General features: G+C 68.5%; 11 protein-coding genes, 1 rRNA gene and 1 riboswitch. Of the genes, 11 read left to right on the top strand and 1 reads right to left on the bottom strand.

Annotated elements, in window-relative coordinates; all coding sequences use genetic code 11:
* From rrf to AB0G20_RS32175, 11 genes are all read left to right on the top strand, one after another.
* A 5S ribosomal RNA gene (gene rrf, locus AB0G20_RS32225) occupies window positions 1-95 on the top strand; the annotation flags it as partial.
* 109 nt (window positions 96-204) lie between these two features.
* Window positions 205-813, top strand: coding sequence for a CDP-alcohol phosphatidyltransferase family protein (locus AB0G20_RS32220; protein ID WP_361308504.1), 609 nt, complete (start codon window positions 205-207; stop codon window positions 811-813).
* 112 nt (window positions 814-925) lie between these two features.
* Window positions 926-3421, top strand: coding sequence for a mannose-1-phosphate guanyltransferase (locus AB0G20_RS32215; protein ID WP_361308502.1), 2496 nt, complete (start codon window positions 926-928; stop codon window positions 3419-3421).
* Between the two features lie 98 nt (window positions 3422-3519).
* Window positions 3520-4434: a DUF881 domain-containing protein gene (locus AB0G20_RS32210; protein ID WP_361308500.1), complete on the top strand. Its 915-nt coding sequence runs from the start codon at window positions 3520-3522 to the stop codon at window positions 4432-4434.
* The gene (locus tag AB0G20_RS32205) at window positions 4431-4763 is read left to right on the top strand and encodes a small basic family protein (RefSeq protein WP_003988855.1); all 333 of its coding nucleotides are present in this window, start codon (window positions 4431-4433) and stop codon (window positions 4761-4763) included. Before AB0G20_RS32210 ends, AB0G20_RS32205 begins: the two co-directional genes overlap by 4 nt.
* A 101-nt stretch (window positions 4764-4864) precedes the next feature.
* Window positions 4865-5677 carry a DUF881 domain-containing protein gene (locus AB0G20_RS32200; RefSeq protein ID WP_361308536.1) on the top strand — a complete coding sequence of 271 codons (813 nt, stop codon included), beginning with the start codon at window positions 4865-4867 and terminating at the stop codon, window positions 5675-5677.
* 61 nt (window positions 5678-5738) lie between these two features.
* Window positions 5739-6692, top strand: a complete 954-nt coding sequence (locus AB0G20_RS32195) for an FHA domain-containing protein (RefSeq protein WP_361308498.1) — start codon at window positions 5739-5741, stop codon at window positions 6690-6692.
* Between the two features lie 52 nt (window positions 6693-6744).
* Window positions 6745-7482, top strand: a complete 738-nt coding sequence (locus AB0G20_RS32190) for a MerR family transcriptional regulator (protein WP_361308496.1) — start codon at window positions 6745-6747, stop codon at window positions 7480-7482.
* Between the two features lie 85 nt (window positions 7483-7567).
* Entirely contained in the window at window positions 7568-8041 is a 474-nt protein-coding gene (locus tag AB0G20_RS32185) for a bifunctional nuclease family protein (protein WP_026253112.1), read from the top strand.
* A gap of 295 nt (window positions 8042-8336) precedes the next feature.
* Entirely contained in the window at window positions 8337-9020 is a 684-nt protein-coding gene (locus AB0G20_RS32180; protein ID WP_361308494.1) for a MerR family transcriptional regulator, read from the top strand.
* A 134-nt stretch (window positions 9021-9154) separates the two neighbouring features.
* Complete coding sequence (locus AB0G20_RS32175; RefSeq protein WP_361308492.1) at window positions 9155-10609, top strand: DNA polymerase IV; 1455 nt, start codon at window positions 9155-9157, stop codon at window positions 10607-10609.
* Here the strand turns inward: AB0G20_RS32175 and AB0G20_RS32170 are convergent.
* Window positions 10528-10902 carry a PRC-barrel domain-containing protein gene (locus tag AB0G20_RS32170; RefSeq protein ID WP_361308490.1) on the bottom strand — a complete coding sequence of 125 codons (375 nt, stop codon included), beginning with the start codon at window positions 10900-10902 and terminating at the stop codon, window positions 10528-10530. The two genes, AB0G20_RS32175 and AB0G20_RS32170, sit on opposite strands and share 82 nt — an antisense overlap.
* A gap of 112 nt (window positions 10903-11014) precedes the next feature.
* A riboswitch (glycine riboswitch) is annotated at window positions 11015-11110 on the top strand.
* Window positions 11111-11239: the final 129 nt, after the last annotated feature.

Here is an 11239-nt window from a genome sequence, read left to right as displayed (position 1 = left end):
AAACGCCCGGTTACATTCCGAACCCGGAAGCTAAGCCTTACAGCGCCGATGGTACTGCAGGGGGGACCCTGTGGGAGAGTAGGACGCCGCCGAACTCCTTTTACAGCTCTGGCTCTTGGGCACACCGCCCAAGAGCCAGAGCTTTTTTGCGTTGAGGTAGGGTCAGGGAGCATCGTTGGTACTTTTCCCACAGGAGGCCCCCGGGTGGAGGTTCAGGAGACTCGCGTCCAGACGGACCGTGTGCTCACCATCCCGAACATCCTCAGCATGGCTCGCCTCGTCGGCGTGCCCGTCTTCCTGTGGCTGATCCTGCGCCCTGAGTTCGGTGGGCCCAAGAGTGACGGCTGGGCCCTCCTGGTACTGGCCCTGAGCGGCATCAGTGACTATCTGGACGGCAAGCTCGCGCGGCGCTGGAACCAGATCAGCAGCCTCGGCCGGCTCCTCGATCCTGCGGCCGATCGGCTCTACATTCTCTCGACCCTGGTCGGGCTCACCTGGCGTGAGATTCTGCCCCTCTGGTTGACCGCTGCACTTCTGGCGCGAGAGCTGGTTCTGCTGGTGATGGTGGGCATCCTCCGCCGGCACGGCTATCCGCCGCCCCAGGTGAACTTCCTGGGTAAGGCCGCCACCTTCAACCTGATGTACGCCTTCCCCCTGCTTCTACTCAGTGACGGAAGTGGCTGGATCTCGTCACTGGCTGCTATTTTCGGATGGGCGTTCGCCGGATGGGGTACAACGCTGTACTGGTGGGCAGGAGTCCTCTACGTGGTACAAGTCCGCCGCCTGGTCCGTGCGGACGCCATGGCCGATTGAACTCCCGGATTGGTCCGGCCGTAGCGGCGCGATGGCCCGTGGTGGAAAAGTACGGGACAATCCTGGCGGGGGAAGTCGGCTAGACCGTCTCTTCGAGGAGGACGCTTCCGACATGAAGGCCGTCGTGATGGCCGGAGGCGAAGGCACGCGCCTTCGCCCTATGACCTCAAGCATGCCCAAGCCGCTCCTGCCGGTGGCCAACCGGCCGATCATGGAGCATGTTCTTCGGCTGCTCAAAAGGCATGGGCTCAACGAAACAGTCGTTACTGTCCAGTTCCTGGCCTCGCTCGTCAAGAACTACTTCGGTGACGGCGAAGAGCTCGGTATGGAGCTCACCTATGCCAATGAGGAGAAGCCACTCGGTACCGCCGGAAGCGTCAAGAACGCCGAGGAAGCGCTGAAGGACGATGCCTTCCTCGTCATCTCCGGCGATGCTCTGACGGATTTCGACCTCACCGAGCTCATCAATTTCCACAAGGAGAAGGGCGCGCTGGTCACGGTCTGCCTGACGCGTGTGCCCAATCCGCTGGAATTCGGCATCACCATCGTCGACGAGGAAGGCAAGGTGGAGCGCTTCCTCGAGAAGCCCACCTGGGGCCAGGTCTTCTCCGACACCGTGAACACCGGCATCTACGTGATGGAGCCCGAGGTCTTCGACTACGTCGAGCCCGACGTGCCCGTCGACTGGTCCGGCGATGTCTTCCCGCAGCTGATGAAGGAAGGCAAGCCCATCTACGGCTACATCGCCGAGGGCTACTGGGAGGACGTCGGCACCCACGAGAGCTATGTGAAGGCGCAGGCCGATGTCCTGGAGGGCAAGGTCGACGTCGACATCGACGGGTTCGAGATCTCCCCGGGCGTATGGGTCGCCGAGGGCGCCGAGGTCCATCCCGACGCTGTCCTCCGTGGGCCCGTCTACATCGGTGACTACGCCAAGGTCGAGGCCGGCTCCGAAATCCGTGAGCACACCGTCGTGGGCTCCAACGTGGTCGTCAAGAGCGGCGCGTTTCTGCACAAGGCCGTCGTCCACGACAACGTCTACGTGGGCCCCCACAGCAATCTGCGCGGCTGCGTGGTCGGCCGGAACACCGACATCATGCGTGCGGCACGGATCGAGGACGGGGCGGTCATCGGTGATGAGTGCCTGATCGGTGAAGAATCGATCGTCCAGGGCAATGTGCGGGTCTATCCCTTCAAGACCATCGAGGCCGGCGCCTTCGTCAACACCTCGGTGATCTGGGAATCCAGGGGCCAGGCGCATCTCTTCGGTGCCCGTGGTGTGTCCGGCATCCTGAACGTGGAGATCACGCCGGAACTCGCGGTGCGGCTCGCAGGCGCGTACGCGACGACGTTGAAGAAGGGCTCGACCGTCACCACGGCCCGGGACCACTCGCGTGGTGCCCGTGCGCTGAAGCGGGCGGTGATCTCCGCGCTGCAGGCCAGCGCGATCGACGTCCGCGACCTGGAGAACGTGCCGCTGCCCGTGGCCCGGCAGCAGACCGCGCGGGGCAGCGCGGGCGGCATCATGATCCGTACCACGCCCGGGGTGCCGGACTCCGTGGACATCATGTTCTTCGACGGGAACGGTGCCGACCTGTCGCAGGGCAGCCAGCGGAAGCTGGACCGGGTGTTCGCGCGGCAGGAGTACCGCCGGGCTTTCCCTGGGGAGATCGGTGACCTGCACTTCCCGGCCAGTGTCTTCGACTCGTACACGGGATCGTTGCTGCGGAACGTCGACACGACCGGGATCGCGGACTCCGGGCTGAAGGTCGTGGTGGACGCGTCCAACGGAAGTGCCGGACTGGTGCTGCCGAGCCTGCTCGGCAAGCTCGGGGTGGACTCACTGACGATCAACCCCGGCCTCGACGAGTCCAGGCCGACGGAGACGGCCGACATGCGACGGTCGGGCATGGTGCGTCTCGGGGAGATCGTGGCGTCCTCGGGAGCGGCGTTCGGCGTGCGCTTCGACCCCGTCGGTGAGCGGCTGTCGCTCGTCGACGAGAAGGGGCGGATCATCGAGGACGACCGGGCGCTGCTCGTGATGCTGGACCTCGTCGCCGCCGAGCGGCGCAGCGGCCGAGTCGCGCTGCCGGTGACCACGACCCGGATCGCCGAGCAGGTGGCGGCGTACCACGGGACGCAGGTCGAGTGGACGACCACCTCTCCGGACGACCTCACACGCGTCGGCGGTGAGGAAGGGACGATCTTCGGCGGTGACGGCAAGGGCGGTTTCATCGTCCCCGAGTTCAGCAGCGTGTACGACGCCACCGCGGCCTTCGTGCGGCTCATCGGGCTCGTGGGGCGGACGCAGCTCACGCTCAGCCAGATCGACGCGCGGATCCCGCGGGCGCACGTCCTGAAGCGGGATCTGGCGACCCCGTGGGCCGTCAAGGGGCTCGTGATGCGGCGGGTCGTGGAAGCGGCCGGAGATCGCTTCGTGGACACCACGGACGGTGTGCGTGTGGTGGAGACCGACGGCCGCTGGGTGATGGTGCTGCCCGACCCGGCCGAGGCCGTCACCCACCTGTGGGCCGAGGGCCCGGACGACGCCTCCGCGCAGGCCCTGCTGGACGAATGGGCGGCGGTCGTGGACAGCGCAGGCCGGTAGAACGGGCTGCACGCGTGCGTGCCGGACAAGTGTCCCCAACGGGGCCTGTCCGGCACGCCGGTGGGGCCGTTCGGACGTAGTACTCGCGACGTGCGACGATGTGCGGCATGCCGCAGCAACCCCCCATTCGGAGCACACCCACGCGGCCCCGGCGCCCGGATGCGTCCATGTCGTTGCTCACCAACGTCATGGACCACAGCCTCGACGACGGATATGCCGAGGCCACCGCGCGCAAGAAGGCCGCGGGTGAGAGCGGCATGCCGAAGACGCTCAGGGCGAAGCTGGGGCTCGCCGCCGGCCTGGTGCTCGCGGCCCTCGTCGTGACCGTCGGAGCCGCGCAGGCGCGGGTCGCCGCCCCGGTCGTCGCCAAGGAGCGGGAAGAGCTGGTCGACCGCATCGACCGGGAGACCGAGGCCGCGGACAAGCTGGAGGACTCCGTCGACGAGCTGCGCGCGGACGTCAGCGCACGGCAGCGCGAAGCACTGAAGCACAGCGGCGGCAGCGCGGACTCCGACCTGGCGGGCATCCTGTCGGGTGCGGTCGCGGTACACGGCCCCGGTGTGAAGCTCGTGGTGAACGACGCCAAGGCAGCCGCGTCGGGTGGCGACGGTGATCCGCGTGAGACCTCCGGGTTCTCCGACACCGGCCGGGTGCGTGACCGGGACATGCAGCGCGTGGTGAACGGGCTGTGGGAGTCGGGCGCCGAGGCCGTCTCCATCAACGGGCAGCGGCTGACCGCGCTGTCCGCGATCAGGGCCGCGGGGGACGCCATACTGGTCGACAACAAGCCGCTGGTGCCGCCGTACACGGTGCTGGCGGTGGGGGACGGGCAGCGGCTGAGCACACGGTTCCAGAACAGTGCGGACGGGTTGTATCTGAACGCGCTGCAGGAGAGCTACGGCATCAGGACAGGCATCTCCGTGGAGGACGACCTCCGGCTGCCTGCCGCACCGAGTGTGACCGTACGTACAGCACAGCCGAGCATTGAGAAGAGTGAGAAGGGCACATCGTGATCGCCGTACTGGGCCTCGTCGTGGGAGTAGTGGCCGGCCTGTTGGTCCGGCCTGAGGTTCCGGCGGTGGTCGAGCCTTATCTGCCGATCGCTGTCGTCGCGGCGCTCGACGCCGTCTTCGGCGGCCTGCGGGCCATGCTCGACGGCATCTTCGACGACAAGGTCTTCGTGGTGTCGTTCCTGTCGAACGTGGTCGTGGCCGCGTTGATCGTGTTCCTCGGCGACAAGCTGGGCGTGGGTGCCCAGCTGTCCACCGGTGTGGTGGTCGTCCTCGGCATCCGGATCTTCTCCAACGCCGCGGCGATCCGCCGGCACGTCTTCCGGGCGTGAGGCCGATGAGCGATCACGACGAGAAGCCCACCGAGGACCAGGGCGACACGCGCGGCGGCGGCGAGTCCGGCAACAGGCTGCGCAAGGAACTGCCCGAGGAGATGCCCGCGGCGGCGCCGGCCGCCGGGGAGACCCCGAAGGAGCCGGAGCCCGAGCAGGCACCGGAACCGGAGCCGGACGCCGAGCCGCGACTGACCGGGCGGCAGCGGCTGGTGCAGGGGCTGTGGCCGCCCCGTGTCACCCGGGCCCAACTCATCGTCGCGGTGTTGTTGTTCGGCCTCGGCTTCGGGCTGGCCGTGCAGGTGGCGTCGAACAGTGACAGCGACAGTGCCCTGCGTGGCGCACGGCAGGAAGATCTTGTCCGCATCCTCGATGAACTGGATGACCGTACTCAGCGTCTTGAGGACGAGAAGCAGGGACTCGAGAAACAGCGCGACGAGCTGGAGAACAGCTCGGACCAGGCCGAGGAGGCCCGGAAGCAGACGATCGAGAAGGAGAGGCAACTCGGCATCCTGGCGGGCACGGTGGCCGCGCAGGGGCCCGGCATCACCATGACGATCGAGGACACGAAGGGGACGGTCGAGGCGGACATGCTGCTCGACGCGATCCAGGAGCTGCGCGCGGCGGGTGCCGAGGCGATCGAGGTCAATGGCGTTCGGGTCGTCGCGGGCACGTATCTCACGGACTCGGGCAAGGGTGTGGGCGTCGACGGGAACAAGATCAACGCGCCCTATCGTTTCAAGGTCATCGGCAAGTCGCAGGACCTCGAGCCGGCGCTCAACATCCCCGGAGGCGTGGTGCAGACTCTCGAGAAGGAACAGGCCACCGTCACGATCGAGCGGTCGACCGACATCGTCGTGGACGCCTTGCGAGCAGCGAAGCGGCCTGACTACGCTCGGTCGTCCTCGCAGTGAACCGGGGGTGCATGGGCGACGTCCGGCGAGGGCATGAGGTTGCGGGGGGTCGGCGCACCGAATGGGCGGTGCGTGGTGGAAACTGTCTGGTGCAGACGGACGTTGTCAGGATGTCCGGGTCCGCCAGAGTGTTCAGTCAGGGTTCGTCCTGCCCCACGGGCGGGTCTGTTTCGGTCAAGGGGAATCGCCCGTGAAGTTGTTTGCGAAGTTGTTCGGCAAGAGCGCGCGAGAAGGCAGCGACAACGCGACCGCTCGTCATCGCGCACAGCCTGACGCGGAAGGCCAGCGGCCGCTGTTCCGGGACCAGGTCGGCGGCCCGGGCGGCGACGTTTCCGGAGGTCAGGGCGCGCCGTCGGTTGACCCTGCGCAGCCCGGCGGCATAGGTTTCGGGCAACCGTCAACCTCAAGTGCGGGTGGAGGGTTTTCCGACCCGTATGCGTCCAACGCCCCCGGTGGGCAGCCGCGGCAGGAGGATCCGATGTCGGCCCTGGTGTGTACGAGGTGCGGTAACCGCAACGCGGAGAACAGCCGTTTCTGCTCCAACTGCGGCGCGCCGCTGCGGGCGGGGGCGGCGCCGGAGCGCCCGTCCGAGACGACCTCCACGATCTCCATCTCCGGTCTCGAGGCCTACGACAGCGAGACCACCGGCCAGACGCCGATGCCGACCCTGTCCCCGGAGGCGCAGGCCGCCGTCGACGCGCTGCCGCTGGGTTCCGCGCTCCTGGTCGTGCGCCGCGGGCCGAACTCGGGCAGCCGCTTCCTGCTGGACGGCGATCTGACCACGGCCGGCCGGCATCCGCAGAGCGACATCTTCCTGGACGACGTGACGGTCTCCCGTCGGCACGTGGAGTTCCGCCGCGGTCAGGACGGTTCGTTCACGGTCGCCGACGTGGGCAGCCTGAACGGCACGTATGTGAACCGGGAGCGGATCGACCAGGTCGCGCTGAACAACGGCGACGAGGTGCAGATCGGCAAGTACCGGCTGGTCTTCTACGCCAGCCAGCGGGGCTACTGACCGGGCTCCGTCCGGACAGACCCAGCGAAGGTCCATCCGTCAGGGAAGGTCCATGCTGCATACACCGAGCGGCGGTGCCGGGCACGGCACCGCCGCCACGGACAGTGGGCTGATGAGCATCGGCACCGTGCTGAACGTGCTGCGCGACGAGTTTCCCGAAGTGACCATCTCCAAGATCCGCTTCCTGGAGTCGGAAGGGCTCATCGAGCCGCAGCGGACCCCGTCGGGGTACCGCAAATTCAGCTCCCATGACGTCGAGCGCCTCGGTCACGTCCTGAGGATGCAGCGGGACCACTATCTGCCCCTGAAGGTGATCCGGGAGCACCTGGAGGCCATGGAGCGCGGTGAGGCCGTGCAGCTGCCGGTCGTGGGCCGTCAGCGCGACGGTGAATCCGCGTCCGGGCCTCCCGAGGGGCCCACAGCGGCCAGGATCGGGCGTGCGGAGCTGCTCGCCGCCGTCGGCGTCGAGGAGCAGGTGCTCAAGGAGTGGGAGTCCTACGGTCTCCTCACCCCACTGGAGGACGGGGCCTACGACGCCGAGGCGGTCACCGTCGCCCTGCTCGTCGTCGAGCTCGGGCGGTTCGGGATCGAGCCGCGGCACCTGCGGGCGATGAAGGCCGCCGCCGACCGTGAGGCCGGGCTCGTCGACCAGGTGGTGGCCCCGCTGAGGCGGCACCGGAACCCGCAGACCAGGGCTCACGCCGAGGCCCGTACCAAGGAGCTGGCGGGGCTCACGATGAAGCTGCACGCCGCACTCGTGCAGACGGCGCTCGGGGTGCGGCTGCACTGAGGCGGCCGGGCGCTCGGGGGCCGGATCAGGCGCCCGATACCTGCCCGACTACCCAAACGTCCCGAGCACGGCCTAGGGTTGCTGTGTGAACGAGCTCGATGTCGTAGGTGTCCGGGTCGAAATGCCCTCCAACCAACCGATCGTGCTGCTGCGTGAAGTGGGAGGCGACCGTTACCTCCCCATCTGGATCGGACCGGGGGAGGCGACGGCGATCGCCTTCGCCCAGCAGGGCATGGCTCCCGCGCGGCCGCTGACACACGACCTGTTCAAGGACGTGCTGGAAGCCGTCGGCCAGGAGCTCACGGAAGTGCGCATCACGGACCTGCGTGAGGGCGTCTTCTACGCGGAGCTGGTCTTCGCCAGCGGCGTCGAGGTGAGCGCCCGCCCGTCCGACGCCATAGCGCTGGCGCTGCGCACCGGGACGCCGATCTACGGCAGTGACACGGTGCTCGACGATGCCGGCATCGCGATTCCGGACGAGCAGGAGGACGAGGTGGAGAAGTTCCGCGAGTTCCTCGACCAGATCTCTCCGGAGGATTTCGGCACCAGCAGTCAGTGAGCTCCTCGGGGAGCGGCAGCGGTCTGAGAGTGTGTGGGCGGCCCGGCGGACGATGTGGTCCGTGACAGGGCCGCCCGCCGTATGTGTGAGGGGTGTGAAATGCCCGCATGTGCCGGTGGCGTGTGAGTGCGTCATGCGGCCCGTGCCGAGCACATTCGGCTAGCCTTTCCCCGCGGTGGGGCACGGGAAACCACTCTCAGGGTGATTATCACTCGGCGTGGCGAGTGTGGCGATCGTTGACGCACCCCTGGTGACTGCCTACCGTCGAGAAGGCAGGTCAAGGACGGAGGTCGGCGTGAGAAGCAGCGGCGACGGTACGGCTGGGGGCGGCCCCGAGCGCAGTCTCAGGGCGAGCGGTCCGTACCCTCCCCCCGGCTCACGGCCCCTCCCGGGCGGGGGATACCCCCAGCCCGATGGTGCGGCCGACCACGCTCCGCAGCGACCGACGGCGGTGCCGAGCAGCGGAGGGACGACGTCCATGGCGTCCGAGCAGATCGGCTATCGCGGCCCCACGGCCTGTGCGGCCGCCGGTATCACCTACCGGCAGTTGGACTACTGGGCTCGCACCGGGCTGGTCGAGCCGAGCGTGCGCCCCGCCTACGGGTCCGGGACGCAGCGGCTGTACAGCTTCCGGGACGTGGTCGTCCTGAAGATCGTCAAGCGGTTCCTCGACACCGGGGTGTCGCTGCAGAACATCCGCACCGCCGTCCAGCACCTCAGGGAACGCGGTTTCAGCGACCTCGAGCGCATGACGCTGATGAGCGACGGCGCGACGGTCTACGAGTGCACCTCGCCCGATGAGGTCCATGCCTTGCTCCAGGGTGGCCAGGGTGTGTTCGGGATCGCTGTGGGCGTGGTGTGGCGGGACGTCGAGAGCGCGCTGTCCCAACTGCACGGAGAGCGGATCGACACCGGCGAGACCCTGGTCGGGCCCAACCCTGCGGACGAGCTGGCGCGTCGGCGGAACCGGGCCGTCTGAGCCGTCCGGGAGCGCGGGGCGTTGGCGGTCGCAGGAGGCGGGACGTTCCTGCGCCGGGCCGTAAGCGATTTCTCGCGGGGCGTTCAGGGCGGCCGCGCGGGGCGTTGTCAGTGGCGTAGGGCAGCATCGGAGTTGTGAGAACCGCGCCCACGATCCTGCATCTCGACATGGATGCCTTCTACGCCTCGGTGGAGCAGGCGTCGAAGCCGAGTCTGCGCGGGAAGGCCGTGGTCGTGGGTGGGCTCGGGCCGCGAGGTGTGGTGGCGACCGCATCGTACGAGGCGCGGGTCTTCGGGGTGCATTCGGCGATGCCCATGGGGCAGGCCCGCCGGCTCGCGCCCAACGCCGCGTATCTCGTACCGCGCTTCAACTTCTACCGCTCGATCAGCGAGCGGGTGATGGAGCTGCTGCGTGCGCTGTCGCCGCTGGTGGAGCCGCTGAGCCTGGACGAGGCGTTCGTGGATCTGGAGGCCGGGGGAGTGGCCTGGGACGAGCGGTCGGCGCGGCTGGCCGGGGCGAAGCTGCGCGAGGACATCCGGGCCGTCACGGGGCTCACGGGGTCGGTGGGGCTCGCCGCCTCCAAAATGCTCGCGAAGATCGCCTCGGAGGAGGCCAAGCCCGACGGGCTGGTGGTGATCGAGCCGGGGACCGAGCGGGCGATGCTCGGGCCGATGTCGGTGCGGATTCTGCCGGGGGTGGGGCCGACGACGGGTGACCATCTGAGGCGGGCCGGTATCACCACGGTCGAGGAGATCGTCGAGGCGGGCGAGGACGAACTGGTCCGGCTGCTGGGGAAGGCGCACGGGCACGGTCTCTACGCCATGGCTCTCGCACGGGACGACCGGCCCGTGGTGGCGGAGCGCGAGGCGAAGTCGGTGTCGGTGGAGGACACCTACGACGTGGACATCCACGACCGGACCCGGGTCGGGCTGGAGGTGCAGCGGCTCGCCGAGCGGTGCGTGCGCCGGCTGCGGGGGGCGGGGCTGTCCGGGCGGACCATCGTGCTGAAGGTGCGGCGGTACGACTTCTCGACGCTCACCCGCTCGGAGACGCTGCGCGGCCCCACGGACGATCCGGCGGTGATCCGTGAGGCGGCGGCCAGGCTGCTGGACTCGGTCGACACGACCGGCGGGGTGCGGCTCCTCGGGGTGGGGGTTAGCGGGCTGGCCGACTACACGCAGGAGGATCTGTTCGCGCAGGCGGGGGAGCGGACGGTCGCGGAGGGACCGGTCGAGGAGCATGCGGTGGCGCAGGCCGAGGAGCAGCCGTCGCTGGCCGAGCGGCGGTGGCCCGCCGGGCACGACGTGCGGCACGTCGAGTTCGGGCACGGTTGGGTGCAGGGCAGCGGCCTGGGGCGGGTCACCGTTCGGTTCGAGACGCCCGCGTCGGAGGAGCCCGGGCGCGTGCGGACCTTCCGGGTCGACGACCCGGATCTGGAGGCGGCGGATCCGTTGCCCTTGGTGTTATTCGGGCCCGAGGAGGGAGTCGGAGCGTCCGGGGCGGGGTCTCAGGCCGTCTCGTCGGTGCCCGCCAGCTTGCCGAAGTCGTGGTCCGGGAGCGGGGGCGGAGCGGCCAGGTCGAGACCGTAGTGGTGGTAGAGCTGCAGTTCCTGCTCGGGGGAGAGGTGGCGGCCCACGCCGAAGTCGGGGGCGTCCTTGATCAGGGCGCGGTCGAAGGGGACGTGGAGGGCACCCTCGATCAGTTCGCTGGGCTCCAGGGGGACGAATGCGTCCCTGCTGAACAGGCCGGTCCGTATGGCCGCCCACTCCGGCACGCCGGTGGCGTCGTCGAGGTAGACCTCGTCGATCGTGCCGATCCTGGTCCCGGTGCGGTCGAACGCCTTGCGGCCGATCAGGTTGCGAGGATCGATATCGGTTCGCACGGGCCCTCCACGTGGTCGCAACTATCCGTAAAGACTACAAAACGGTACAAGTGGGGATGCGGCCACTCGAAGGTTCGTGCGTTGACCTCGCTGGTACGCTGGCAGCGGCTGTTGACCCCGTGCGGGAGAGTCCTCCAGACACCATCGGAGGCGCCGAAGGAGCAAATCCTCCCCGGAATCTCTCAGGCTCACGTACCGCACGGACGAGGTCACTCTGGAAAGCAGGGCGGGTGTCGACGGCTTCCGCTCTCACCGACGGTGAAAGCCGGACGCCTTCGGGCGATCCGGTGAAGCTCTCAGGTTGAGATGACAGAGGGGGAGGCCGTCCGGGTACCCG

The sequence above is a fragment of the Streptomyces sp. NPDC024017 genome (genome assembly GCF_040638895.1).
GTDB lineage: Bacteria > Actinomycetota > Actinomycetes > Streptomycetales > Streptomycetaceae > Streptomyces.
This window is presented reverse-complemented; position numbering and strand designations above follow the sequence as displayed.